Source organism: Janthinobacterium sp. LM6 (assembly GCF_002002885.1).
Classification (GTDB): domain Bacteria; phylum Pseudomonadota; class Gammaproteobacteria; order Burkholderiales; family Burkholderiaceae_D; genus Janthinobacterium; species Janthinobacterium kumbetense.
Window position 1 is genome coordinate 963,529 of the sequence record NZ_CP019510.1, and the last position, 26,158, is coordinate 989,686.

General features: G+C 62.7%; 22 protein-coding genes and 1 tRNA gene. 5 read left to right on the forward strand and 18 right to left on the reverse strand.

What is annotated here, in order from left to right:
- Positions 1 to 19 precede the first annotated feature (19 nt).
- A complete protein-coding gene (locus BZG29_RS04235; protein ID WP_253192779.1) occupies positions 20 to 631 on the forward strand; it encodes an AIM24 family protein in 612 nt (203 codons plus the stop codon).
- Positions 632 to 634: 3 nt separating this feature from the next.
- Positions 635 to 1,372 carry an AIM24 family protein gene (locus BZG29_RS04240; protein ID WP_077399206.1) on the forward strand — a complete coding sequence of 246 codons (738 nt, stop codon included), beginning with the start codon at positions 635 to 637 and terminating at the stop codon, positions 1,370 to 1,372.
- Between the two features lie 135 nt (positions 1,373 to 1,507).
- Here BZG29_RS04240 and BZG29_RS04245 read toward each other — a convergent pair whose 3' ends face one another.
- Both BZG29_RS04245 and BZG29_RS04250 read right to left on the reverse strand, forming a co-directional pair.
- Positions 1,508 to 2,305: an enoyl-CoA hydratase gene (locus BZG29_RS04245; RefSeq protein WP_077399210.1), complete on the reverse strand. Its 798-nt coding sequence runs from the start codon at positions 2,303 to 2,305 to the stop codon at positions 1,508 to 1,510.
- A gap of 41 nt (positions 2,306 to 2,346) precedes the next feature.
- Positions 2,347 to 2,976 carry a head GIN domain-containing protein gene (locus BZG29_RS04250; RefSeq protein WP_077399213.1) on the reverse strand — a complete coding sequence of 210 codons (630 nt, stop codon included), beginning with the start codon at positions 2,974 to 2,976 and terminating at the stop codon, positions 2,347 to 2,349.
- Between the two features lie 174 nt (positions 2,977 to 3,150).
- Here BZG29_RS04250 and BZG29_RS04255 point away from each other — a divergent pair, with 174 nt between their 5' ends.
- Positions 3,151 to 3,708, forward strand: coding sequence for a flavin reductase family protein (locus BZG29_RS04255; RefSeq protein ID WP_077399216.1), 558 nt, complete (start codon positions 3,151 to 3,153; stop codon positions 3,706 to 3,708).
- 101 nt (positions 3,709 to 3,809) lie between these two features.
- Here BZG29_RS04255 and gdhA read toward each other — a convergent pair whose 3' ends face one another.
- From gdhA to BZG29_RS04300, 9 genes are all read right to left on the reverse strand, one after another.
- Positions 3,810 to 5,153, reverse strand: a complete 1,344-nt coding sequence (gene gdhA / locus BZG29_RS04260; RefSeq protein ID WP_077399219.1) for an NADP-specific glutamate dehydrogenase — start codon at positions 5,151 to 5,153, stop codon at positions 3,810 to 3,812.
- Between the two features lie 208 nt (positions 5,154 to 5,361).
- The gene (locus tag BZG29_RS04265) at positions 5,362 to 6,351 is read right to left on the reverse strand and encodes a glycosyltransferase (protein WP_077399222.1); all 990 of its coding nucleotides are present in this window, start codon (positions 6,349 to 6,351) and stop codon (positions 5,362 to 5,364) included.
- Positions 6,348 to 7,649, reverse strand: a complete 1,302-nt coding sequence (locus BZG29_RS04270) for a Rieske 2Fe-2S domain-containing protein (protein WP_171984938.1) — start codon at positions 7,647 to 7,649, stop codon at positions 6,348 to 6,350. Before BZG29_RS04270 ends, BZG29_RS04265 begins: the two co-directional genes overlap by 4 nt.
- 2 nt (positions 7,650 to 7,651) lie before the next feature.
- Positions 7,652 to 8,692 carry a polysaccharide pyruvyl transferase family protein gene (locus tag BZG29_RS04275; protein ID WP_150130801.1) on the reverse strand — a complete coding sequence of 347 codons (1,041 nt, stop codon included), beginning with the start codon at positions 8,690 to 8,692 and terminating at the stop codon, positions 7,652 to 7,654.
- 56 nt (positions 8,693 to 8,748) lie between these two features.
- Positions 8,749 to 9,492: a Stf0 family sulfotransferase gene (locus BZG29_RS04280; protein WP_171984939.1), complete on the reverse strand. Its 744-nt coding sequence runs from the start codon at positions 9,490 to 9,492 to the stop codon at positions 8,749 to 8,751.
- Between the two features lie 310 nt (positions 9,493 to 9,802).
- Positions 9,803 to 11,050, reverse strand: coding sequence for a DUF819 family protein (locus BZG29_RS04285; protein WP_077399234.1), 1,248 nt, complete (start codon positions 11,048 to 11,050; stop codon positions 9,803 to 9,805).
- A gap of 184 nt (positions 11,051 to 11,234) precedes the next feature.
- Positions 11,235 to 12,596, reverse strand: coding sequence for a tRNA 5-hydroxyuridine modification protein YegQ (gene yegQ / locus BZG29_RS04290; protein ID WP_077399237.1), 1,362 nt, complete (start codon positions 12,594 to 12,596; stop codon positions 11,235 to 11,237).
- Positions 12,597 to 12,688: 92 nt separating this feature from the next.
- A complete protein-coding gene (locus BZG29_RS04295; protein ID WP_077399240.1) occupies positions 12,689 to 14,077 on the reverse strand; it encodes an FAD-binding oxidoreductase in 1,389 nt (462 codons plus the stop codon).
- A 214-nt stretch (positions 14,078 to 14,291) separates the two neighbouring features.
- Complete coding sequence (locus tag BZG29_RS04300; protein ID WP_077399243.1) at positions 14,292 to 14,930, reverse strand: TetR/AcrR family transcriptional regulator; 639 nt, start codon at positions 14,928 to 14,930, stop codon at positions 14,292 to 14,294.
- A gap of 105 nt (positions 14,931 to 15,035) precedes the next feature.
- On the opposite strand from BZG29_RS04300, the gene BZG29_RS04305 reads away from it, so the two are divergent.
- Positions 15,036 to 16,244, forward strand: a complete 1,209-nt coding sequence (locus tag BZG29_RS04305; protein WP_077399246.1) for a TCR/Tet family MFS transporter — start codon at positions 15,036 to 15,038, stop codon at positions 16,242 to 16,244.
- Here the strand turns inward: BZG29_RS04305 and BZG29_RS04310 are convergent.
- The 3 genes from BZG29_RS04310 to BZG29_RS04320 form a co-directional block, all read right to left on the reverse strand.
- A complete protein-coding gene (locus BZG29_RS04310) occupies positions 16,241 to 16,486 on the reverse strand; it encodes a DUF1059 domain-containing protein (RefSeq protein WP_077399249.1) in 246 nt (81 codons plus the stop codon). The genes BZG29_RS04305 and BZG29_RS04310 overlap by 4 nt on opposite strands.
- Before the next feature lie 66 nt (positions 16,487 to 16,552).
- Positions 16,553 to 18,907: an acyl-CoA dehydrogenase gene (locus tag BZG29_RS04315; protein ID WP_077399252.1), complete on the reverse strand. Its 2,355-nt coding sequence runs from the start codon at positions 18,905 to 18,907 to the stop codon at positions 16,553 to 16,555.
- Between the two features lie 123 nt (positions 18,908 to 19,030).
- A complete protein-coding gene (locus BZG29_RS04320; protein WP_077399256.1) occupies positions 19,031 to 19,363 on the reverse strand; it encodes a hypothetical protein in 333 nt (110 codons plus the stop codon).
- A 331-nt stretch (positions 19,364 to 19,694) separates the two neighbouring features.
- On the opposite strand from BZG29_RS04320, the gene BZG29_RS04325 reads away from it, so the two are divergent.
- Positions 19,695 to 20,663, forward strand: a complete 969-nt coding sequence (locus BZG29_RS04325) for an IS1595 family transposase (protein ID WP_077399259.1) — start codon at positions 19,695 to 19,697, stop codon at positions 20,661 to 20,663.
- Positions 20,664 to 20,753: 90 nt separating this feature from the next.
- On the opposite strand, the gene BZG29_RS04330 is transcribed toward BZG29_RS04325, so the two are convergent.
- The 4 genes from BZG29_RS04330 to BZG29_RS04345 all read right to left on the reverse strand — a co-directional run bounded on the left by BZG29_RS04330 (position 20,754) and on the right by BZG29_RS04345 (position 26,121).
- On the reverse strand, positions 20,754 to 23,090 hold the full coding sequence (locus BZG29_RS04330) for a PKD domain-containing protein (protein ID WP_150130802.1): 2,337 nt from the start codon (positions 23,088 to 23,090) through the stop codon (positions 20,754 to 20,756).
- Between the two features lie 132 nt (positions 23,091 to 23,222).
- A complete protein-coding gene (locus BZG29_RS04335; protein ID WP_077399266.1) occupies positions 23,223 to 24,398 on the reverse strand; it encodes a hypothetical protein in 1,176 nt (391 codons plus the stop codon).
- 360 nt (positions 24,399 to 24,758) lie between these two features.
- Positions 24,759 to 26,078, reverse strand: a complete 1,320-nt coding sequence (locus BZG29_RS04340) for a serine hydrolase (protein WP_216350351.1) — start codon at positions 26,076 to 26,078, stop codon at positions 24,759 to 24,761.
- Positions 26,046 to 26,121, reverse strand: a tRNA-Phe gene (locus tag BZG29_RS04345). Before BZG29_RS04345 ends, BZG29_RS04340 begins: the two co-directional genes overlap by 33 nt.
- Positions 26,122 to 26,158: the final 37 nt, after the last annotated feature.

Below are 26,158 nucleotides of genomic sequence, written 5' to 3' on the forward strand. Positions count from 1 at the left end.
TCAGCAAATCAATGAAAAGATGCTTGAGGTTAAACTCGGCAATGAAGAAGTGTTCGCGCGCAAGGGCGCCATGGTGTCCTACCAGGGCGACGTGGCGTTCAGCCGTTCTTTCCTGGCCGGCCAGGGCGTGCAAAGCCTGGCCATGCGCGCCGTCACGAACGAGGGCTATGCCCTGATGTCGGCGCGCGGCACGGGCAGCGTGTTTTACGCGCAGGGCGGCCTGTTCGTCACCATCGTCCCCGTGCGCGGCGAAACGTTTTATGTGGAAAGCGATTCCCTGCTGGCCTTCGATGCGCGCCTGACGGCTGGCACCATGTTCCTCGGCAACCAGGGCGGCGTGCAGGGCGTGGTGCGCGGCATGGCTTCCGGCCAGGGCTTGTTTACTACCACCCTGCAAGGCACGGGCGAAGTGGCAATTTTGTCGGACGGCAATGCCATCGGCTTGCCCGTCACGCCGGACGTGCCCGTGTTTGTCGACCCGCAAGCGTATATCGGTCACACGGGGCAGCTGAGCTCGACCATCGTCACGGACTTGAACTGGAAAACCTTCGTCGGCCAGGCGTCCGGCGAATCCTACCAGGTGAAATTCACGGGCCAGGGCACGGTCTACATCCAAGCGAGCGAAAGGTAAGCCATGACGATTTACAATCCCGATACCTTGCCGAAGAACGATAACCTGAACCGTTTTTCGTATGTCATCGACGTCAAGGAACAGATCTTCATTCGCAAGGGCAAGATGATCGCCTTCTATGGCGAACTGCGCTTCGAAGCCATGGGCAGCAGCGTGCTCGACTTGATCGTGCGCAATGCCTTCAATGCACCGAAATACGTACACCACTTTGTCGTGGCGCAAGGGCAGGGTCAATTGATTTTGGGCGACAACGGCAACGACCTGGCGTGCTACGACCTGGACAACGCCAACATGACCATCCGCGCGAAAAACCTGCTGGGTTTTACGAAGGATGTGATTTGCCAGGAATCGACCTTGCCCGGTTATCTGACCATGATAGGCACGGGCAAGGTCATCGCCTCGTCGAACGGCCCCGTGCATTTCCTCGAGCTGCCGTGCCGCGTGGATGAGCAGGCCGTGCTGGGCTGGGCCGACTGTCCGAGCCCGTCGTATCACTACGATTACGCCCACGTGCAGGGCTGGGCCTCGGCCGCCGGCGCGCTCACCGGTTTCAGTTTGTCGGGCGAGGAAAAGCAGATCGACTTCACGGGCGCCGGCACGGTGCTGGTGCAGTCGTCCGAGCTGGACGTGACGGGCAGTTCCGCCCTTGCCCAGCTGCTGGCGCAACTGCCGCTGCTGGGCAAGGAAGACCTCGGTACCTTGAGTCTTTCCGTGCAGCAGCAGATGAAGGACAGTCGTTAAGACCAGGAAGTCCAAGAGTACCTGACAGAACCGTAGCGAGCGGAAGGGAGAGGTAGCCGAGAAGCGCAACCGTACTGAAGTACGGTGAGCATCGCAGGCTGCCTATAGCGACGCGCAGTAGGTTTGGTCAGGTACTCAAGGCCGCGCCCAGCCGGGCGGCCGTTTTTCCAAAAAGGCGGTGACGCCTTCCTCCGCATCCTCTTCCATCATGTTGCGCGCCATCACGTCGCCCGCATACGCATACGCCTCGTCCAGCGGCAGCTGGCGCTGTTTGTAAAACATTTGCTTGCCGTAGCGGATGGCCGTCGGGTTTTTCGCCATGATTTGCTGCGCCAGGCGCGCCACGGCTTCGTCGAGCGCCGCGTCGGCCACCGTTTCGTTGATCAGGCCCCAGTCGGCGGCCGTGTCGGCATCGATGAAGCGGCCCGTCACCAGCATGTCGAAGGCCCGCTTGGGCGACACATTGCGCGACAGGGCCACCGATGGCGTGGCGCAGAACAGGCCCACATTGATGCCGGAGACGGCAAAGCGCGCGGACGCGCCCGCCACGGCCAGGTCGCAGCTGGCGACCAGCTGGCAACCGGCCGCCGTGGCGATGCCGTGCACGCGGGCAATCACGGGCACGGGCAAGGTTTGAATGGCTTGCATCACGCGCGAGCATTGCGCGAACAGGGTTTGATAATACGCAAGCTGGCGCGTGGCTTGCATCTGGCGCAAATCGTGGCCCGCGCAAAAAGCCTTGCCTTCGGCGGCCAGCACCACGCAGCGCACGTGCGGCTGCCCGGCGAGGAGGTCGAGTTCAGCCTGCAGCGCCGCCAGCATGGCTTCCGACAGGGCATTGAATTGCAGGGGACGGTTCAGGCGCAGGGTGACCAGGCCACCCTCGTCTTCGCGCAGCACCAGCGGTGCGTCGGTGTCTTGTAAAACAGTCATGCGGTCTCCAGCGGCCTGATGGCCTGTTTTTATGGAAAAGCTTACTTGGCGGCATTCACGCTGCCGATGCCGGCGATCGACTTGTGCACGATCTTCGGCTTGCCGTAATACGTCAGTTCGCCCATGCCGCGCACCACGGCGTTCAGTTCGCCCGAGGAGTACACCTTGACGGAGCCGATGCCTTCGAAATTCACGTCGACGTTTTTCGCCAGCAAGGCTTTCGTATCGACTTCGCCCACGCCTTGCGCCTTCAGGCGCAGCCAGTCGACCTGGCCATCGGCAGCCAGGCGGCCCGCGCCCTTGTAGCTGATGTCGACCCGTGGGCCATTGAGCTTGGTCAATATCTTTTCGCCCGCGCCTTCCGCGATCAGCTTGCGCAAGGTAGGCATGGTGATGATGATGCGCGGGTCGCCCTCGGTTTTCTTGATATCTTTATCCTTCATGGAAATTTTCAGTTCGCCGTCGACCACTTCCGTGATGACGCCGCTGAGGAATTTCTGGTCGCCGCGCAGCAGCAGGCTCTGCTCCTTGCCCGATTCGACTTCGATGCTGATGGGGCCGCGGATATCGATGGCGTTGAAGGCGGCTACCGTGCGGGTTTGCTCGTCGGCATGCGCGAGGGTGGAGAGGCAGGCAAGGGACAGGGCTGACAACAGGAACAGAGGACGCATGGCGGTTTCCTTGAGTAGTTGATCAGTGTATTCTATTGTGCAACATCTCCATTGGGGAGAATTTTGCGATGAACGGCACAAATCGCGGCGCGGATGAGCGCCGCCATCGGCCAGCCGCGCGCCCGGCAAGGCGCCGTTGGGCTATGCTGTGGCGTACCGCGTCCTGGAGACTGCATGAAAAATTACCACAAAGAAGATTATCCCGTCGCCGACATCCGCCGCTTCCTCGAACCGGGGCCGGTGGTGCTGGTCAGTTCAACGTGGCAGGGCGAAAGCGACGTCATGACCATGGCCTGGCACATGCTGATGGAATTCACGCCATCCTTGCTGGGCTGCTTCATTTCCGACGCCAACCACAGCTATGAAATGATCAAGCGCAGCATGGAATGCGTGATCAACCTGCCCACGGCCGACATGGTCGACCAGGTGGTCGCCATCGGCAATTGCAGCGGCGCAGACACGGACAAGTTCACGGCCTTCGGCCTGACGCCGCAGCCGGCCGAGCAGGTGGGCGCGCCGCTGATCGCCGAGTGCTACGCCAACTTCGAATGCAAGCTGGCCCAGGTGGCGGGCAATCCGAAGGGCGGCTTCTTCATCTTCGAGTGCGTGAAAGCCCACGTGGCCACCTCGCCCAAGCTGCCTGAAACCCTGCACTACCGGGGCAATGGCGAGTTCATGGTATCGGGCCGGACCATCAGCCGCAAGAGTTTAATGAAACCTGAAATGTCGTAGGTCGGATTAGCGCGGCAACGCCGCGCGTAATCCGACGCCACCACCGGCCGCGCCAACAATGTTGTCGGATTACGGCGCCTTGCGCCTAATCCGACCTACGGTTAAATTACCCCTTGCGCCAGCATCGCATCGGCGACCTTTACAAAGCCGGCGATATTCGCGCCATCCACATAGCTGACAGAACCATCGGCGCGCGTGCCGTACTGCTTGCATGCGGCATGGATGCCTTGCATGATCTGCAGCAAACGCGCGTCGACTTCCTCGCGCGGCCACGATATGCGGGCCGCGTTCTGGCTCATTTCCAGGCCGGAAGTCGCCACGCCGCCCGCATTGCTGGCCTTGCCCGGCGCGTACAGCACGCCGGCCGCTTCGAAGGCCTTGGCTGCCTCGATGGTGGTGGGCATGTTGGCGCCTTCGGCCACGCATTGCACGCCATTGGCGATGAGAAGGCGCGCATCGGCGATATCGAGTTCATTTTGCGTGGCGCAGGGCAGGGCGATGTCGACCGGCACATGCCATGGCGACACGCCCGCTTCGAAGCGCACGCCCGTGCGCGCGGCGTAATCGCTGACCCGGCCATACAAATGGTTCTTGATCTCCATCAAGATGGCCAGCTTTTCCGGCGTGAAACCTTCTTCGTCGATGACGGTGCCGCTCGAATCGGAGACGGTGATGACTTTCGCGCCCATGGCCATGGCTTTTTCCACCGCGTATTGCGCCACGTTGCCCGAGCCGGACACGGAAACGCGCATGCCTTCGAACGAGCGGCCCCGCGTTTTCAGCATTTCTTCGGCGAAATACACGGTGCCGTAGCCCGTCGCTTCCGGACGCATCAGCGAGCCGCCGAAACTGGCGCCCTTGCCCGTGAACACGCAGTCGGCGCGGTTGCTGAGCTTTTTCATCATGCCGGCCATATAGCCGACTTCGCGCCCGCCCACGCCGATGTCGCCGGCCGGCACGTCCGTGTCCGAACCCACATGGCGGAACAGTTCGCTCACAAACGCCTGGCAGAAACGCATCACTTCACCCGGGCTCTTGCCCTTCGGATCGAAATCGGCGCCGCCCTTGCCGCCGCCCATCGGTAACGTGGTCAGCGCATTCTTGAACGTTTGCTCGAATGCAAGGAATTTCAGCACGGACAGGGTGACGGACGGGTGGAAGCGGATGCCGCCCTTGTACGGCCCGATGGCCATGCTGTGCTGGATGCGGTAGCCGCGGTTGACTTGCACTTGCCCATGGTCATCGACCCACGACACGCGGAACATCACCACGCGCTCCGGCTCGATCAAGCGTTCCAGCAAGCCTTGTTCCGCGTATTTCGGGTGCTGTTCCAGGAACGGCCACAAGCTCTCCATGACTTCGGTGACGGCTTGCAGAAACTCGGGCTGACCTGGATTGCGTGCGGCGACATGCTGGACATACTCGTGAGCAGATGCGTATTTCATCAGAATTCCATGGAGGTAATCGGTTATTTGGGCAACTATCATCGCAGATTTCGCACGAAAATGGTGCGGAAATTTGGTTTTGAGGGGTTTCTGCTACATTGTGGGGCGCACTCTCCCATCAAGCGGCGAGGCCAGGCAGATAGTGGTCTGGTGGAAAAAATGACCGGAAAACAAAAAACGCCAGCGTGAGTGCTGGCGTTGCAGACCTTTACGTCGGATGCCCGGATCGTTTCGGGCGCAGCCCGGGCAAGGGCGTTTCCTTGCCGATGAGCAGCCGCATGGCGCGCTGCCGCAGCGTATGGCGAATCCGGTGCGGAGCCCGGCATGCAACAGTATCTAGCAAGAAATAGGAAAGAGTGCGCAGGCCGGGCGCCGGGCAAGGGGTGCTGGCGCGCCAGTAACGTGTTGCTGCCGGGATACCGGTATGGTTCAGCAGGGAACGCAGATTGTTCAGCTTGCGCGCTGAGCGGATCCTGTTGGCCAGTGCTGGCGCCAGTCGCGCAAGGTGCGGCGTGAGCATGGCGTCGATATGCAGGAAATGATCGAGCTTGCGCGACATTGCTGTCATTTGCGGATGATGTTGCCGATAGTGCAGCAGAACGTTGCTACTGTAGTGTATGGACATGCCGGCACTCAGGCAGCGTATCCAGTAGTCATAAGCGGCGCCTTCCTTCAGCTGTTCGCTGAATGGCCCGATACGGGAGAGCAGCCGTTTGCTGAGCAGCACGCCGGATGGCTGGATGGGAGAACCCAGCAGGCAGGCAGGCCAGGCGGCAAATTGCCGTGGCGTTGCCCAGGCCACGGGTTTGCCGCCATGGCTGTTAAGCGTGGCAACTTGCGATGCATACACAATCGCATCTGGCGTGTCGGATGCGTCTGCCTGTGCCAGTTGTTCGGCCAGTTTTTCAGGGAGCCAGATGTCATCGTCGTCGATGAAGGCCACCCATGGACAACGGGCGGCGGCCACTCCCGTGTTCCTGGCGGCCGCCAGGCCGGTGCCCGTATTCTGCACGATGGTCACGTGCGGGTAGGCAGCGTGGACGTAAGCGGCAGTGCCGTCGCTGCTGGCATCGTCGATCAGCAAGATTTCCTGCGCGGGCCGGGACTGGGCCAGCAGCGATTGCAAGGTGTCGTCGAGAAAGCCCCTGGACCAGCCGTTTCTGGTGCAAATGATTACGCTGACGGGGGCGACGCTCATGTCGCCACGGCTTCTGGCGGCGCAACACGGATGCGGATGGCTGCGCCGTCTTGCCGGATGTCATACGGTTGCAGTGTCAATGACGGGCAGGACGATTTTCCTGTTTGCAAGTCGAACGAGATTGCACAGGCCGGGCAATACACTTTGCCGCTGTCGCATCCGCCATCGGCCAGGTCCACGCCGTAATGCGGGCAGGCCGCATCGTAGGCGCGGGTGCCGTCGCTGGTGCGCACCAGCATGATGCGATACGGCGCGGCATCGACGATGATGCGCTGCGTGTCCGGCCCGGCAGCAGGAAGCTGGCCGTGTATGAAGCCGCTCGCCTGGTCGAGCTGGCCGGCAATGACGGGAACGGCTGCCGGCGTCTGCACGGGGGCGGCGGCGACGGGCGCGCCGAAATTGTCTTCGCGTCGCAGGTGCAGCACTTCATCGTGGCCCTGCTCGATATCGGCGGCCCGCCGCCAGAATTCGCGCGAGTAAAAGCAGGCGGGATCGAAGGTCGGGCGGGAAGCATTGAGGCGCATGGAGATGGCCACGCGCGTCGCGTCCGTCGTATTGAGGTGCGTGCCGTGCAGCACTTCTGGATCGAAGACCAGCATCTCGCCTGCCGCCAGCGGCAGATAAGTCGGCACCGGCAGGCGGTAGCCCGCTTGCAGGTACAGCGTGCGGCGCTCGCAGGGCAGCGAGGCGTTGGCCAGTTCCGGATACAGCACCATGCCCGCTTCCGCCGGCACTTCGCCAATGGCCCACCAGATATTGCGTCCGTCCCGCGAATGGCCGGCCCAGCTATCGATGTGCGGACCATGCGCCCAGGCGGCGGGCGGATGGCCCCGGTGATAGTCTTTCGGCGCGTACACGGGGTCAATGACCTTACGGGCCTGAAATTGCTCGCGCACGGTCGCGCTGAGGCGGCCAATGCCGGGATTTTCGCTCGCCGGATTGGTCTTGCGCGCCACTTCGTAGGGGAAGTTGATGCGCAGGATCAAATAGTCATCCACATAGAAATCGCCGTCCCAGCCCAGGATCTGGCGGCCGACGGCCGTCGCCATGGCCAGCAAGGGCTGGCGCAAGCGTTCCAGCACCTGGTTGCGCAAGGACGTCACATCGTCGGTGTCGATCACTTCGTGCAGCCGCTCGATGCCATGCTGGCGCAGCACCTGGGCTGCCGCGGCGCCCTTCATCTGTTCGACCGTGGAAATAATTTCGTTGAGCACGCGCTCGGTCATCGTTGCCCACGGGGCCAGTTCACGGACGTGACACTTGAGCCACACGCCCTGTGTCGAGGATGGAGCGCTCATCTTCATTGCTCCGATGCCAGGGTGCGCAAGGTTTGCAAGCCGCGCACCGTGATCTGGCGCAACTCCTGTATCAGCGGCAGGGCATCCTGGCGCGCGCGGCGATACTGCGCGACCGAGCGCGCGCGGTCCATGATGGCGCTCACGCAGTCGCCACTTTGCATCAGATCAACATCCCACGATGCCATGCCGATGGTCGACAGCATCGAGCGGCCCCGTTCGTCATACGACAGGTTGATGCTGTGCGAGCCCATGGCCAGGCAGGGCAGGAAACCATGCAGGCGGTAGCTGACGTGCAGCTTGCAGGTGCGCAGCGCTTCGATGTAGCGGCTGACTTCGTCAAAGTACAGGGGCGCCGCTTCCGGGAAGCCGGCCGCGAATTCGAGATCGATGTAGTCGTGGCAAGCCAAGTAGACAGGTTGCGCATATTCGGCACGCAGGGCGGCAATCAGGCGGCGCAAGTCTTCGGCGATGCGCCACTGCAAGGTGGCCGGAACGCTCATGCGCATGGGGTGACGGACGGAAATGATCACGCCGCCCTTGGCGGCTTCGCCCTCGGCATTCGGCGGCAGGTACAGCGTGGGGCAGCCACCGACCGTCACCTTGGCGCCAAGGTCGGCGAGGATTTCCTGCGAACCCGTGTCGCGCACCATGGCCACTTTGGCATGCTCGACCAGGTGCCGTATCGCAGTCGGGCTGAGCGCATCGGTGCGGTCTTCCATTTGCCCGTCGCGGCCCGTGATGCGGCCGTGGGATAGCCCCATCAGCATCATCGGCCGGCGCAAGGCATTGACGGCCTGGACATCATAGGACAGCTGGCCGTTTTCAAACAGATTCCCGCCGCCCACGATGACGGCGTCGGCGAGGCGGTTCATATCGTAAATCTGGCGTGGCACCAGGCCGCCAAATTGCGGTCCCTTCAAGGCAGGAATGCTGACGACATTGGTGGCCGCTCCGAACACCTCATAGAGGAGCTCTGCCGTAGCGTAGCCGATGAGATCGTTGCCGATATTGCGGGTGGTGGGGCGCACCATAAAGATATTCAATGTTCGTCCTGTCTTGTTGTGTGTGTTCAATGAAAACGGGGAAGCCCGGGCGTTGACTAGCCGCGTGCCGCAAGTTCTTCGACGAGCGTGCGCATGCGCGATTTCAGTTCCTGGTCCCCTGGGTAGGCGCCCCGATCCACGTCCAGCATGCGCTGGGCGCTTGCCGCATCGGCGTTGACGCCGAGCAAGGCGGCGATGTCATCGATCAGCGTCAGATCGTGCCGGTTGACACGTTCGGTACTGATGACGAGCGGTTCGATACCCCGTTGCTTGAACCAGTCCTGCCAGAGTTGCTCATCCACGGCAATCAGCTGCATGGCCTTACGCGCCGCCAGTTTGAGGCGCCAGGTCGAGTAATTTTTTGTTACCGGGGCGACTTCGAAACCCCAGCGCCCGGTGATCATGCAGGTCGCCAGGGATGCCGCCTGGGCGAGCTTGTTGTCGCGGATCAAATGAATGACCGTCGCTCCTTCGAACAAGGCGGTAAAGTCGTGCGGATACGGCCACTTTTGTATCTGGGGAAACTGGATATTCGATGCGAACAGGCCATTCGCAGAACGCCTGGCAAAAATATGCGCGAGGTAATCCTGTTTTTTGATTTGCCAGCGCTCCGTCAGCGCCTGCACGCTATTGTCGTTGAAATACTCCAGCGGTACGCCTATCCCTGCGCCGAGTAACAGGCGGGCCAGTCGTTTGCTCGATGCGCGTGGCGCTGCGCATACCAATAGCTTTTTATGGGGGAGTGGCGACGACGTAGTATCGTAAGGAAACTCACGCATTTCTGCGGGCGTTGGACGCATGCTGCCGGTCCATACTGACTTGATATTAGTCAACGGAGTGGGGAAACGTTCATTCATGAGTGGGGGAGAGGCTGGCTACGCCCTGTTGCGTACGATGATGCTTTTAAAGCAATTAAGGAATTTACTTCTTGAAAATATGTTGCTTTAAAATATTATCTCAATTCATGCCATATATAGCATAAAGTTATTATTTATTTATGTTTTATGTCTCTCTCTAGCAACTATTAATGGCCGGTAGCAAGCTGATTCGAGAACCAACGACAACGCCAGCCCGAAGGCTGGCGTTGTCGTTACCGTGCTGCCAGGAGCATCACCCCGCCATGCTGCGCAAGATCAAGCCCGTGATGTAGGCGCCGTAGGTGCCCAGCGCGTAGCCGAGCACGGCCAGCAGCACGCCGACGGGCGCCAGGGCCGGGTGGAAGGCGCTGGCGATGACGGGGGCCGAGGCGGCGCCGCCGATGTTCGCCTGCGATCCCACTGCCATGAAGAACAGTGGGGCGCGGATCAGCTTGGCGACGAGCAGCATCAGGCCGCCGTGCACGGCGATCCAGATCATGCCCAGCAGGAACAAAAACGGCTTGTCGAGCAGGGCTTTCAAGTCCATGTGCATGCCGATGGTGGCCACCAGCACGTACAGCATGGCCGAGCCGATGGTCGATGCCCCCGCGCCTTCCAGGCTGCGCGCCCGGGTAAAGCTGAGCAGCAGGCCGAAGGTGGTGGCCAGCACGACGATCCAGAAGAAGTTCGACGTCAGGCTGTAATCCTGCAGGCGCCATGCAGCGGGCAGGGTGGCGATCCAGCCGATGATGGGGCCGGCCAGGAAGTGCGACAGCCCCGTCACGCCCAGGCCCACGCCGAGGATGATCATGATGTCGGTCAGGGTGGCGACGCGCGCGTGCTGGGCGCGGTAGCTTTCGATGCTGTCCTTGAGCGCATTGATGGCCGTCAAATCGGCACCGGTCCAGCGGTCGAAGGCGCCCGCGCGGCCCGCCAGGAACAGCAGCACCGCCGTCCAGACGTTGGCCACCAGCACGTCGACGGCGACGAACTGGCCGAACAGGGTGGCGTCCACTTCGAACACTTCCTTCATGGCCGCCTGGTTGGCGCCGCCGCCTATCCACGAGCCGGCGACAGTCGTCATGCCGCGCCAGGTGTCGCCCGCCACCGTTTCAGGGTGGATCAGGCGCAGCGCTTCGAACGAGACGAGGGCGCCCAGCATCACGCCGAGCGTTCCTGTGAGAAACATGATGATGGCCTTGGGGCCCAGCCGGATGATGCCGCCGAAATCGATGGCTACGCACAGCAGCACGAGTGCGCTGGGCAGCAGGTAATCGCGCGCCACGGCGTACAGGCCGGAAGCGTTGCCGTCGATGATGCCGAAGGTGTTGAGCAACGCCGGGATCAGATAGCACATCAGCAGCGACGGGATATACGTATAGAACTTTTTCCAGAAGCCGTTCGTGCGGGAGGCGGTCCAGAAGACGCCCCCCAGGGTCATGGCGAGCAGGCCGAGGACGACGGCGTCATTGGTGATCAGGGCAGAGGTGGCAGGTGGCATCGGGGATTCCGGTGAACGTGTCAGGGACGCACCGGATGCCGATCAGGCCCCCGGGCGCAGGGTGGCCGTATCGTATAGCAATGTTGAAGCCTAAACAAATTATTCAGGCCGTGCCAGCGGGAATTTTTCTTGTCAAATCAAACACTTACATACTGGTTCGCCACCCCGCGCTCCAGACTGGCGGTTACAAATAGCGCGCCAGCAAGGCTTTATTCAGCGCCGCGTCGAGTTCGATGCGCACGAAGTGGCCGCTGCCCGGCGCCACCTGGATCTCGCTGCCGTCGTCGGCCAGCATGCGGGTAATCGTGAAGTCGCGGTTGCCGCCCGGATGCACGGCCTCGATGCGGTCGCCCACGGCAAAGCGGTTTTTCACGTCCACCCTGGCCCAGCCGTCCGTCACGCCCAGCACGTCGCCCACGTACTGGCTGCGGTCCGCCTCGGACGCGCCGCGCATGTAGTTCTGGTGCGCCTGCGTATGGTGGCGCTGGTAGAAACCATCCGTATAGCCGCGGTTGGCCAGGCCTTGCAGCTGGCCCAGCAGGCTGATGTCGAAAGGCCGGCCCACGACGGCGTCATCGATGGCCTGGCGGTAGACTTGCGCCGTGCGCGCCGCGTAGTACAGCGACTTGGTGCGGCCCTCGACCTTCAGCGAGTCGACGCCGATCTTCACCAGGCGCTCGATGTGTTCGACGGCGCGCAAGTCCTTCGAGTTCATGATGTAGGTGCCGTGCTCGTCTTCGAGGATCGGCATCAGCTGGCCCGGGCGCTGGGCTTCTTCAATCAGATAGGGCTGGTCGGCCAGCGGGTGGCGCGGCTGCTGGTGCAGGGCGGAAAACGCGTTGTTGTCGGCCTCGGCCAGCGCCTGGTGGAATTCCAGCGGCACTACTTGCATGCCGCCCAGGTCGCCGCTGGCATCTTCGGTGGCATTTTTCACCTTGTAGTCCCAGCGGCAGGAATTCGTGCACGTGCCCTGGTTCGGGTCGCGGTGATTGAAGTAGCCGGACAGCAGGCAGCGGCCCGAATAGGCGATGCACAGGGCGCCGTGGACGAACACTTCCAGTTCCATTTCCGGGCAGCGCTGGCGGATTTCCTCGATCTCGTCGAGCGACAGTTCGCGCGACAGGATCACGCGCGTCAAGCCCATGCGGTGCCAGAATTTCACGTCGGCCCAGTTCACGGCATTCGCCTGCACCGATAAGTGCACGGGAATCTCCGGCCACTTGTCGCGCACCATCATGATCAGGCCCGGATCGGCCATGATCAGGGCGTCCGGGCGCATGGCGATCACCGGCTCCATGTCGCGCAAATACGTTTTCAGCTTGGCGTTATGGGCGAAGATATTGCTGGCGACAAAGAATTGCTTGCCGCGCGCATGCGCGCCGTCAATGCCCTCCTGCAAGGCTTGCAAGGTCGAAAAATCGTTATTGCGCACGCGCAAACTGTAGCGGGGCTGGCCCGCGTAGACGGCATCTGCGCCATAGTCGAAGGCGGCATGCATCTTGGCCAGGGAGCCGGCAGGCAGGAGGAGTTCGGGAGCGTGGCGCATGGAGGAGGGGCAAAGCCGGCGATTGTAAGCGGTCGGCGAGCGCATTGCATTGCCCTGGATCAAGGGATTGCAAGGCGCTGCGCCGTGGCAGGCTAGGCGGCCGGACAGATGTTCTGGTTGGCGCGGAACAGGTTGGCGGGATCGTATTGCTTCTTGATGCGCGCCAGGCGCGGATAGTTCACGCCATACGCGTCGGCCGTGCGCCCGCTTTCATCTTCGGTCAGGAAATTGACGTACACGCTGCCCGTCGCATACGGTGCGGCGTCGTTGAAAAACTCGCGTGCCCAGGCGATGCAGCGCGCGTCATCGGCCGGCTCGTCCCAGCGCGTGTGCACGTTCATCACGTACAGGGCGTCGCGGTGCGGATAGGCCGTATCCTGGGGCGCCGGCCGGCTCGCCTGCGCGCCCAGCAGGCCGAGGAAGATTTCGCATTGCGGCGTCGGCAGCTTGCCGGCATGGCGGATGACGGTATCGATGGCCGCGTCACTGAGCTGCGTGAAGTTGTGCGATTTCCAGTAATTGCGCGCGCCCGGCGTGAGCAGCGCATCGAACGCCTGCTGCCAGGCCGTGTACGGCATGCTGCCCAGGTGCATGCCCAGCGGCTGGCCGAAGCTGCCGATGCGCTCGATCGCTTCCTGCATGGCGGCTGATTGCACGGGCGAAAAGACGGGCAGGACCAGCACGTCCTGGCCGTGCACTTCCGGCGGCAGGAAGGGCAGCGGCGGCGCCTTGCGCAAGACGGCCCAGACGGTCAGTTCATCGGGCATGCCGTCGACGAAATCGCGGTATTTCGTCAGCACCTCCTTCGCCTGCGCGTAGGGGAAAACGATGAGTCCCGCCGTGACTTGCGGCCCCACCGGATGCAGCTGGAATTCGAAGCGCGTGACCACGCCGAAGTTGCCGCCTCCGCCGCGCAAGGCCCAGAACAGGTCGGGATGCTCCGTCGCGCTGGCATGCAGGAACTGGCCGTCGGCCGTGACGACGTCGGCCGCCAGCAGGTTGTCGGCCGCCAGGCCCAGCGTGCGGCTGAGCCAGCCAAAGCCGCCGCCCAGGGCCAGTCCTGCCACGCCCGTGGTGGAATTGATGCCCAGCGGCGTGGCCAGGCCGAACGCCTGCGCCTCGTGGTCGAAGTCGTGCAAGGTGGCCCCGCCTTCGACGTGGGCGCGGCGCTGTTGCGGATCGATATGCACCGAGCGCATGCCCGACAGGTCGATCACCAGGCCATCGTTGCACAGGGCGCTGCCGGCGATATTGTGGCCGCCGCCCCGCACGGCCAGGGGCAGGCCGCGATCGCGCGCATACGCCAGCGCCGTGCGCACGTCGGCCGTGCCCGCGCAGCGCGCGATGAGGGCCGGATGCCGGTCGATCATCGCATTCCAGACGGCGCGCGCGCTGTCGTAGCCGGCGTCGTTCGTTTGTACCAGTTGCCCTCTCAATGAGGCTTGCAACTCATTGAGCTGGCCGTTCGTCAAGGTATTCATCGTGTACCTCCCAGCGGCTGCATGCGGTTATGGGTATGGAGACGGGAAACAGGAGGACTGTTCCCGCGTGCCGGCCTGCATGCACCGTTTGCCAGCGCGTGGTTTCATGATAGGAAGGCGCCAGACGGTACGCAAGCCCAGGTGCTGGCAAATGAAACAAGGAAGTGCGAGGGCTTGCGCTGCGACAGGCCCTCCACGAAGGGGGGCTGCCGCTTCAGGCGTAGGGCGTGCCCGCCATGGCGGCATTCAAGCCCGTGTGTCCCCGCTCCACCAGGGACAGGAAGCCGGCCTTGGCCAGTTGCGCATCGCCATGCTGCGCGAAGGCACGGTGCGCCTCGACGAGGGCGCTGCTCCAGGTGGCCAGCAGCAGGCTGGCCGCCAGCCGGGCGAGGGGATCGCTCGCATCGCGCCCCGTGGCGTCGGTCAGCGCCAGCGCCACCACGTGCGCCAGCTCGTCGCGGATCGCCCGCGCCCGCGCTTTCAAGGTAGCGCTGGCCTCGATGGTGGCAATGAAGCCCTGGCCGGCGGCGGAAAACGTGAGATAGGGACTGTCCTCGGCCACCAGGCGGTGCGCCAGCAGGCGCAGGGTTTCGATGGGAGCGATGGCGGGATCGCGCTGGCGCAGGGCGGCGCGCAGCAGTTCGCGCCCCTCTTCCTCGCGGTCGAAGAACATGTCTTCCTTGCGCGGGAAATGGTTGAACACCGTCATGCGCCCCACGCTGGCCGCAGCCGCGATCTCGTCCACCGTCACCTGCTCGAAGCCGTGCACGAAGAACAATCGCGTGGCGGCGTTCGAGATGGCTTGCCGGGTGGCAAGGCGTTTGCGGGAGCGGAGGTCGGCAGGAGTCGTCATGTTGCCCCGATCATACACGAAGTGTACTGAGTACAGATAACGCTTGATGGCGCGGCAAGATGGGGAATACCATTTATGTACTGAGTACATATTTAGATTGAGTATATGAATAAATCCATTCCCGTGGCGGCGCTGCCCGTCATTTTCGCCACTGTCGTGCTGGACGCCGTCGGCATCGGCCTGGTCTTCCCCATCCTGCCGGCGTTGCTGCGGGACGTCACGCATGCCGATAACGTGGCGCCGTATATCGGCATCATGACGGCCCTGTACGCGTTGATGCAGTTCATCTTTGCGCCGGTATTGGGCGCGTTGAGCGACCGCCTGGGCCGGCGTCCCGTGCTGCTGCTGTCGTTGGCGGGCGCGGCGGTCAATTACCTGTTCCTCGCCTTCGCGCCCAGCCTGTGGATGTTGCTGCTGGGGCGCGCCATCGCGGGGTTGACGAGTGCTAACGTTTCCGTGGCCACCGCCTACATCACCGATATTTCGGCCGAGAACCAACGGGCGCGCCGCTTCGGCTTGCTCAACGCGATGTTCGGCGCAGGCTTCATCATCGGTCCCGTGCTCGGTGGCGCGCTGGGCGATTACGGGCTGCGCCTGCCGTTCATGGCGGCGGCCATCTTGAATGCGGGCAATCTGCTGCTGGCGTGGTTGACCTTGCCCGAATCTCGTCAGCCCGCGCGTGCGAAAATCGACCTGGCGGCATTGCATCCCTTGCGTCCCTTGCGCTGGGTTTTTTCGCAGAAAAGCTTGCTGCCGATCACCGTCATCTTCTTTACCTTCAGCGCGGCCGGCGAAGTGTATGGCGTGTGCTGGGCCTTGTGGGGGCACGATGCGTTCGCGTGGAACGGACTGTGGATCGGCCTGTCGCTGGGCGCCTTTGGCGTGTGCCAGGCGCTGGCCCAGGCCTTCTTGCCCGGCCCGGCCGTGAAACTGCTGGGTGAACGCGCCACCATCCTGGCAGGCGTGGCCTGCGCCTGCGTCGCGCTGCTCGTCATGGCGTTTGCCACGCGCAGCTGGATGATCTTCGCCATCATGCCCGTGTTCGCCCTGGGCGGCATCGGCGCGCCGGCCTTGCAGTCGCTGGCGACGCGGCAAGTTGCCGAGGACCGGCAAGGCCAGTTCCAGGGCGTGCTGGCTTCGGCCGTGAGCCTGGCGTCCGTGCTGTGTCCGCTGGTGTTTTCCAGCATTTACTTTGGCGTCAGGGCGTACTGGCCCGGCGCCGTCTGGCTGTCCGTGATCGTCGTGTACGCGGCGCTGGTGCCGCTCGTGCTGGGCTTGCGCTTGCAGAAACCGGCGCAAGCCCTGGCAGACTAGTGCGCGTGCGAGGACCCGCTGCTGCCGGCCTGTTCCGTCATGGGCAGGTGTTCGGGCGGCGTGCCGTCCTTGAACAGTTGACGCAGCTGCTGGCGCAGCTCCGGCGTGTCGTGGTGGTGGTGTACCGAGACCGCATGTTCCACGGCAATGCCCAATAGCTCTTCCTCGCTGTCGGCCGAGATGGCCACCGAGCAATGTGTGTCGCTTGGAAATTCCCGGCAATCGATGAATTTGCGCGTCATGATCGACTCCTTTCTGCAAAGAGCGGGCACCGCGCCCGCTCCATTCAGTATAGGTCGCAAATTCGCCTAGGCGGCGCGGCTGCCGGTATCGGCCTTGTGCACGGGCAAGTGTGCTGGCTGCGCCGCCTCGGCCGGAAAATCGTTGACCTGGATCAAGCCATCGGCCAGGCGCGCATATTCCAGCAAGGTATTGTGCTCCTGGCAGCTGACGGCGCCTGCCGCCTTGGCTGCGGCCAGCCACTGTTGCATGGCGGACAGGTTTTGCGGCAAGTGCCGCAGGGTTGCGCCTGCGGGCGTGTCTTTCAGGCGTTTTTCGATGTGCAGCACGTCGGGCAGCAAGGCCAGTGCCCGCTCGGCGCAGGCGACGGGATCTGCCGCGTCGCTGGCGACATGGCCGTCGGCCAGCAGCCGTTCGCGGTCGGCGCCCGGCGTCTGCAGGGCCAGCGCCACCTCGCTGCCCAGCTCGTCGGACGGCGGGCGGTGGGGCAGGCCAAACGGGAACAGCAAGGTGCGCAGCAGCACGGCCAGCCCGCGCGCGGGGAAATTGTCGAGCACGCCCGTCAAGCCTTGCTGGGCCTTGACCAGCGCATCTTGCAGCGACCAGTGCACGTAGGGCAGGTCGGCGGCGAAACGGCCATCGTCTTCGTAGCGCTTCAGCACGGATGAAGCCAGGTACAGTTGCGCCAGCACGTCGCCCAGGCGGGCGGACAGCCGTTCGCGGCGCTTGAGCTCGCCACCGAGCACGAACATCGACATATCCGTCATGACGGCAAACGCCGTCGACAGCCGCGTCAGGGCGCGGTAGTAGGGCGCCAGTGCGGGTACGCCGGCGTCGGGCACGGCCGCCAGGCGCGCGCCGCCCAGGCCGTACCACAGCCCCCGTGCCAGGTTGCCCAGGACAAAGCCCACGTGGCCAAAGAAGGCCGCATCGAAATCGCGCACGGCTTTGCGGCCGTCGCTTTCGCTGACGGCGGCCATTTCCCTGAGTACATACGGATGCGCGCGGATGGCGCCCTGGCCAAAGATGATCAGGCTGCGCGTGAGGATGTTGGCGCCTTCGACGGTGATGGCGATGGGGATTTGCTGGTAGGCACTGGCGAGGAAATTGTTCGGTCCCACGCAGATGCCCTTGCCTCCGAGAATGTCCATGCCGTCATTGACGAGCGCGCGTCCCCGTTCCGTGACGTGGTATTTGACGATGGCGGAAATGACGGCCGGCTTTTCGCCCAGGTCGACGGCGTGCGCGGCCAGGGTGCGCGCCGCATCCATCAGGTACAGGTTGGCGCCCATGCGGGCCAGCGCTTCCTGCACCCCCTCAAACTTGCCTATCGGCATGTTGAACTGGCGCCGCACGGCCGCATACGCGCCGGTGCCGCGCACGGCCATCTTGCCCATGCCCACGCTGGACGAGGGCAGAGAGATTGCGCGTCCCGCCGCCAGGCATTCCATCAGCATGCGCCATCCTTTCCCCACTTGCGCCTGGCCGCCGATGACCCAGTCGATGGGGATGAAGACATCGTTGCCGGACGTGGGGCCGTTCTGGAACGCGGCGTTCAAGGGATGGTGGCGGCGGCCGATCACGACGCCGTCGTGGCTGGCGGGGATCAGGGCGCAAGTGATGCCGGGCGCATCGTTGTCGGAGAGCAAGTGTTCTGGATCGCTGGTCTGGAATGCCAGGCCCAGCAAGGTCGCCACGGGCGCCAGGGTGATGTAGCGCTTGTTCCACGTGAGGCGGAAACCGACAGTGGCGCGCCCTTCATGCATGCCCATGCACACGACGCCCAGGTCGGGGATGGCGGCCGCGTCGGAACCCGCATACGGGCTGGTCAGGGCAAAGCAGGGGATTTCGGTGCCGGCAGCCAATCGCGGCAGATAATGGTTTTTCTGTTCTTCGGTGCCGTAGTGCAACAGCAACTCGGCCGGCCCCAGCGAATTGGGCACCATCACGGTCACGGCCAGCGCCGAGCAGCGGCTCGACAGCTTCATCACCACTTGCGAATGCATGTAGGCGGAGAATTGCTTGCCGCCGTATTGTTTCGGGATGATCATGCCGAGGAAACCCTGGCTTTTCATGTAGTCCCAGGCTTGCTGCGGCAAGTCTTGCGCCTGCTGCGTTTCCCAGTCGTTGACCAGTGCGCACAAATGCTCGACGTCGTGGTCGAGAAAGTGGCGTTCTTCGGCCGTGAGCGTGGCGCGGCCATACGCCAGCAATTTTGTCCAGTCGGGCCGGCCGGAAAACAGTTCCGCATCCCACCAGGTGGTGCCCGCCTCCAGCGCGTCGCGTTCCGTCTCGGACATGGTCGGCAAGATGCGCTTGAACAGCGCGAGCAGGTGCGGCGCAAGCAAGGCGCGGCGCACGGGGCCGGGCGCAAACAGTAAAGCCAAGCCCAGCAGGGCCAGCATCAGTATGATCGTCAGCATGCGATATCTCCCTGTGTAATGACAACAGAGTAGGCCGATGCGGCCGATGTTACTGTGCGGTACTGCGCATACGCACAACGCCAACCGCAGGGGTTGGCGTTGTGGTGTCTGGCGTGAGGCGTATTAGCGTTGCGGAACGACAATTACCGTGTCGCCCGTCTTGCCCTTGGCGCCCGTGTCGCCTTTGGCGCCTTCATCGCCGGCAACACCAGCGTCGCCCTTGGCGCCATCGTTGCCTTGCATGCCGCTGTCGCCGGTCTGGCCCGTGGCGCCGGTGGCACCCGTCGCGCCGGCAGGGGCTTCAGCGCCCTTGGCACCGGTAGCGCCGGCAGGACCAGGCGCGCCGGCAGGGCCGGGAACGACTTGCACGACGGTAGGCGCGGGTGGCGCTTCGCGCTGGCAAGCGGTCAGGGCGAGGGTAGAGGCGAGCGCGAGCAATATCAGGGTAGTTTTCATGATGCATCCTTTGGCAGTGTGCCGTGATGTACGGAACGGCTCGACGGCGTCGGGCGCGAGTTTCGCATGGCGGTATGACGGAGAGAATCGGATCAGGTAGCCGTTGCGCCGTGTCGCGCAGGGCGCTGGCGGCGGGAAGGGATGTGGTCTGCCTGCAGCATGTGCTCTTGGACAGCCGCAGTCCGTACGTTTGCGTACATAGCGGCGGGGTGGGGAGGTTTTGTGCAAAGACAAACAAAAAGGCTCTGTCATCGGCAAATAGGGGAAATGCCGGAATCTTCCGTCGGCTGCGCTGTCTGACTCTGCATCTTCACCGTACAGGGAGCAGATCATGCAGCCAGCCGACTGGATCAGCTTTATCGCACAGTTTGCTTACCTGAACCGGCGCCAGCGGCAGGCAGGCATGGCCTTGCTGCGTGGCAACGCGCCACACGACGCGACCGTTGCGCTGCTGGAAAGCGTGGCGCAGCCGCGCTTGGCCTGTCCCGCCTGCCACTCGCATCAGCTGCACCGGCATGGCCATGCGCATGGCTTGCAGCGCTACCGCTGCGTGCCGTGCGGGCGCACTTTCAATGCCTTGACGGGCACGCCGCTGTCCCGTTTGCGCCATAAATCGTTGTGGATCGCCTATGCCGCTTGCCTGCTCGATTCCAGGTCGGTACGCCAGGCCGCTCAGCAGCTGGGACTGCACCGCAACACCACGTTTCGCTGGCGCCACCGTTTTCTCAGCGTCTCCAGGACGGATCGGCCGCATGGCCTGCATGGCATTGCCGAGGCGGACGAGTTATATGTGCTGGAATCGGAAAAAGGATCCAGGCAGATGACGCGTCCGGCCCGCCGCCGGGGCGGCCATGCCCGCCAGCGCGGCATTTCCGATGAGCAAGTCTGTATCCTGGTGGCGCGCGACCGTACAGGCCAGACCCTCGATTTCGTCACGGGCAAAGGGGCGTTGACGAAGGCACAGCTGCAGCGCTGCTTGTTGCCCGTCATCGATAAGGATGTCCTGCTGGTAACGGATGGCCATGCCGCCTACCGGGCGTTTGCCAGGGAAGCGGGCATCAGCCACCAGGCCGTCAACTTGCGCGCCGGCATCCGTGTGCAGGGCGCCGCGCATGTGCAGAACGTCAATGCGTATCACAGCCGCTTGCGCGCATGGCTGCGCCCCTTTCGCGGCGTGGCGACGCGCTACTTGCCGAATTACCTGGGCTGGCGCTGGATACTCGACGCCAGGCGCATCCGCTCACCAGAAACGTTATTGAAAGCAACGCTGGGAGCATTCCCACACTTGACGGTGACATAGCCAACAAAAAAGCCAACCCGAAGGTTGGCTGTGGATGTTCAGATCGGGCTGGCAGCTCCCTGATTGACCGTCTGGCGCTGCCTGGCGCGGTTATTTAACGGTGAAACTCTTGTCGTAGCCACCATTCGTACTTGTATATCCTAATGTGTCACGGAACGCTGTCCAGCCAACCGTCCAGGAGCCGGCTTTGGCGCCTGCGGGGATCGTCACCGTTGAACTGAAGGTAGCATGCTTCGCATCTCCTGATACCAGCACCCAGTTGCTGTTGATGCTTGTGCCGCCGATATCGGCGATGCTGTGCCAATAGGGATTGGGCAGGGCGTTGAGATTGATCCCGGTGGCATCTGTCACGGTCACCGTGGCTGTCACGAGTTGGCTTGCCTGCGAGACATCAACGGTGGTGGGATTGACGGTGATGGCTGACACGACGGGCCCCGACGTGTCGTTGAGTCCATTACTTTGCACGGTGAAGCTCTTGTCGTAGCCGCCATTCGTACTCGTATAGCCTAATGTGTCACGGAACGCTGTCCAGCCAACCGTCCAGGAGCCGGCTTTGGCGCCTGCGGGTATCGTCACCGTCGAACTGAAAGTAGCATGCTTCGCGTCGCCGGATGTCAGCACCCAATTGCTGTTGATGCTTGTGCCGCCAATATCGGCGATGCTGTGCCAATAGGGATTGGGCAGGGCGTTGAGATTGATCCCGGTGGCATCTGTCACGGTCACCGTGGCCGTCACGAGTTGGCTTGCCTGCGAGACATCAACGGTGGTGGGATTGACGGTGATGGCTGACACGACGGGCCCCGACGTGTCGTTGAGTCCATTACTTTGCACGGTGAAGCTCTTGTCGTAGCCGCCATTCGTACTCGTATAGCCTAATGTGTCACGGAACGCTGTCCAGCCAACCGTCCAGGAGCCGGCTTTGGCGCCTGCGGGTATCGTCACCGTTGAACTGAAAGTAGCATGCTTCGCGTCGCCGGATGCCAGCACCCAATTGCTGTCGATGCGGGTGCCGCCGATATCGGCGATGCTGTGCCAATAGGGATTGGGCAGGGCGTTGAGATTGATCCCGGTGGCATCTGTTACGGTCACCGTGGCCGTCACGAGTTGGCTTGCCTGCGAGACATCAACGGTGGTGGGATTGACGGTGATGGCTGACACGACGGGGCCCGACGTGTCGATGGCGCTGGCGCTGACAGTGACCGTCGCATCCGCACTGCTCGCCTTGCCATCGTTGACGCTGAGTTTGACGACATACAAGCCGGAGGCATCGGCGGTAAAGGTGGGCCTGGCCGAGTTGACAGAGGACAAGGTGGCCGTACTGTTCGCCGGTTTTTCCGTCAGCTTCCAGGCAAACGTCAAGACATCGCCATTGGCATCCGAGCTGGCGCTGCCATCGAGTTCGACCACGCTGCCGGACAAGACGTTTTGCGCGTAGCCTGCGTTCGCCACCGGCGCCGCATTGGCTGCACTGGCCGTAATGCTGACCGCTGCCGCGTTGCTGCTGACCTTGCCGTCGTTGACGATGACGCTGGCAACATAGGTGCCAGCCACATCCGCCGTAAAAGTGGGCCTGGCGGAGGTCGGCGACGACAAGCTTGCCGTACTGCCTGCCGGTCTGGATTGCAGGGTCCATGCATAGCTGAGCGTACGGCCGGCATCGGCCGAACTGGCGCTGCCATCGAGCGTGACGACAGTGCCCGTCATCACGCTTTGTGCCGGACCGGCCTGGGCGACAGGGGGGATGGCCGCAATATCGGCGATGACTTGCTTGATGGCATCTGTATTGGCGATCTTGGCCAGCGCGGCCACGACCTGGGTGAGCTGGGCGGCATTGATTTTCACTCTGAGCGCATCCAACAGCCTGTCCTGTGCATCGCCGCCGGCCGGATTGCCTTGCGTCGCCGCTTTCAAGGGCGTGGAAAGAAAATCGGCGAGCGGGGTCGTGTCGACGACACCGCCCAGTACCGCCCCCACGTCTGCCTGCGCTGCCTTCACCGCAGCGGCAGTGATTTTGTTGCCTGCAATAGCGGAGTCAAAAGCGGCAAAGAAGACTGCGGGTTCGCTCCCCAATAGCCGCGCCGTCAGCATTTCGCTCAGTGGCGTGATGTTGGCAGTGGCGGCGCTGCCGCTGCCCAGCACGAGCGTGTGTAATTTTGAGCCATCTGCCGGGTCGGTGATCTGGAGCAGACACGGCAGTTTGCCGCCGGCGGCGGCAAGGCTGTAGCTGCCGTCGGCCAGCGTCGTGGCATTGCCTGTGCCCGTCTGGCATTTGGCGGCAATCATGGCGCCAGCAATGGCTTTCCCCGTTGCGGCAGTGCCGTTGACGGTCAAATCTGCCTGGGCGGCAGGGGCCGGCGACGAGTCGCCACCACCGCCACCGCAGGCAACGAGCATACACGCGCTAAATACAATTGCCAGAGTCTTCATCGAACTTATCCATTCTCAATTGTTAAGTGACGCCTGTGCTGGCGTCACCTTGAAACGGCCATGGCTGTGCCAGAGCCGGGTCTTTGATGTAACTTAAATCCAGGACGGTGACCGGATGGGCCGTATGGGACATTACAGCCTGACGGGTTCCGGCGTGAGAATGTAGCGCGCATATTTGCCATCCCCCAAGTCGCAGAAGCCTGCCGCCCACAAGCTGCCATCGGTCTTCTGGATGAAGGAGCATGCGCTGCCAGCCCATGCGGCGGCAATCCCGGTACCGACTTGCCGGAAGGCGCCGCGATTGAATTGGCCATCGCCGAACTGGCCGTTGTTGCCATCGCCGCCTGCCCACAAGGTGCCGTCGGACTTGACGGCAAGCGCATAATAAGTGCCTGCCGAGATGCTGATGAAGCCATCTCCCACCTTGACCGGCGTGGCGGCAGTGGGCGTGGCGGCAGGCGCCTGGTTGGGCGCGTTGCCGCCCCAGTTCCACAGCGAATGGTCCGCCTTCAAGCCATAGACCGCATCGTAGCTGGTGGCAATCGCAACATAGCCATCCGCGATCTTGACCGGTGTAAATGGCTGGTTGGCCAGATTCTGGGTCCATGTCCACACCGAGCCGTCGCGCTTGAGGCCCAGCGACGCCCCGCCACTGCCACGGGCGATATCCACGTAGCCCGTGTCTATCATGCGCGGCGTCAGCTCCGGTTCGATGGCATTGGGTTGCTGCAGGCTACGCGCGCCCCAGACCCACAGGCTGCCGTCTTTTTTCAGGGCTTCGGCGTTTTCGCCGGCGACGCTTCTCTCGCCTTTGACGACGACCTTGACGAAATCGCCGCCGATCTGCGCAGGAGTGGCGTTTGAGCCGCTCGTGCCATTGCCCTGGATGCCTGCGTCATTGCTGTTGCCCCAGCTCCAAAGCGAGCCGTCTTTCTTGATGGCCAGGGTTGCAGCGATGCTGACTGCAACATCGGCGTAGCCGTCGCCGATCTTGACCGGCACGGGCTGGAGAGGGTTCCAGCCCCAGAGTGTGCCATCAGATTTGAGGGCGGCGTAGCGCCAGCTCAGGCTGGTGACGAATGCGGCAATCGCTTGATACTCGACGGAGAGCCGGTGCAATGGCGATGCGGCGCCGGCGCTCGCGGACACAGCGCCCTGGCGCGTTCCCGATTGCCCGGTCGGCGTGCAGCTGAATTGACGCTGCGTGCTGCTACCCCCGCTGAGCTCGGCGATACCGGCGCAGTCCGTCAACGCAAACTGCATCTTGTCCGTCAGATTGCTGCCGGTAACCGTAAAGGTGGTGGCCATGCCGATATTGGCCTTGGCCGGCGAAACGGCGCTGACCTCGGGCGGCAGGGGCGTTGGCAGCGTTGGCGGTGTTGGGGGAGGAGCGGGAGGCGATGTTGGTGATGTACTGCCGCCGCCACAGGCGCTCAAGGCGAGCATTAAGCTTGTCGCTGAAATAATACGCAAATGGGCCATGAAATGAAAATTTATAAAATAACATGATTGTAACTTAAGTCATATTGTCACGCGGCATTATTGTTTTCGGCGTCAGCAAACAAAAACGCCACCTGAAGGTGGCGTTTTGATCAGTACTGCTGCATTCTCGTTGGCCCGGGGCGGAATCGAAGCAGCGGCACGAGGGTTTGCCAAACAAGGCCCGGCCTACTTTGCGCTCTCCATGGATGCCACGGTGTCGAAGATATGCGCCAGCGCGCTTTCCATGGCGCCGGCGGTGGCGTCGCCGCTCTGGTTGGTGATGATGTAGACCCCGAGCTGATATTTGGGAACGATGTAGGCGTAGCCTTGCGCACGCGGCACGCCGCCATGGTGGACATAATGCGTGCCCAACTGGCGATTCGTGCCGATGTTCCAGAAATAGCCTATGCTGAAATCGTCCTGAAAGCGTAGCAGCGGCTTGTGCGATTCGACGACGGCGCGATGGGCGCTCAATTGCAGGCGCAGGTATTTCGCCATATCCGGCATGGTCGACTTCAGGTTGCCGGCGGCCCCCCAGGGCAGTTGTGGCATCGGTGTCGTGATGACGGGATTGTCGCTGTGGTAGCCGGGCGCCAGCCTGTCGCTATCCCTGGCTGCGATGCTCAGCCTGGTATCGTGCATGCCGGCTTCGCGCGCGACGAATTGCGTGAGCAGCACTTCATATGGCATGCCGTAGATGGTTTCGAGCGCGTGCGCAACGAGTTCGGTGCCGGCGCTGGAATAGGCGTAGTCCTTGCCAAGCGGACCGTTGATGTTGACTGTATGCAAGTCCTGCCAGAATTGCCGTTGTCCGTAGTTGGCGTAGGCTGCGTTGAGCTTTGCCGGCGTGGCATGCGCCGTGAAATCCTGCAATACGGTGTTCACCTGCAATGGCAGCATGCCCGGCATATTGCTGGTGTGCGTGATCAGATGGCGCAAGCGCACGGGCTGCCCCTGCGATTGCAGGTTCGGGTAGGCGGCCGGCAGGTATTTTTGTATGGGATCGTCGAGCGCCGCCTTCCCATCGAGCACGGCGTTCGCCAGCAGCAGGCCGGCAAAGGTTTTGCTGACTGAACCGATTTCATACAGCGTTGTATCGTTCGGCGGATTGGCCTTGCCGGTTTCCAGCTCGCCTTGATGCAGGATGAATTCCTTGCCGCGATAAACCACGGCTATCGAGGCCGCGTGCAGCAATGTCGACTGCAGCAGGGTGGTCGCGGTCTCGCGCATTGCCGCAGGAATGTCATGCGCGGGCGCCGTGGCCGCGGGCTTGCAAGCTGCCAGCAGCAGTGTCATTCCAGTTGTGATTGCGGCGAGTCTGATCATCATGCGCACCATCCAGTGGGGAGGGGCATTCTCGCACAATGGGTCCGGCGGCGACAGAAAAAAGTCACGCGTATGGTTTTGCCAGAGGGGGAACGGCGGTGCCGGACAAAAGAAAACGCCACCCGAAGGTGGCGTTCTTTTTATTCTTGGTGGCCCGGGGCGGAATCGAACCACCGACACAAGGATTTTCAATCCTCTGCTCTACCGACTGAGCTACCAGGCCAAGGCGGCGAATTATAGCAGAAAGACTTTCCACCTGA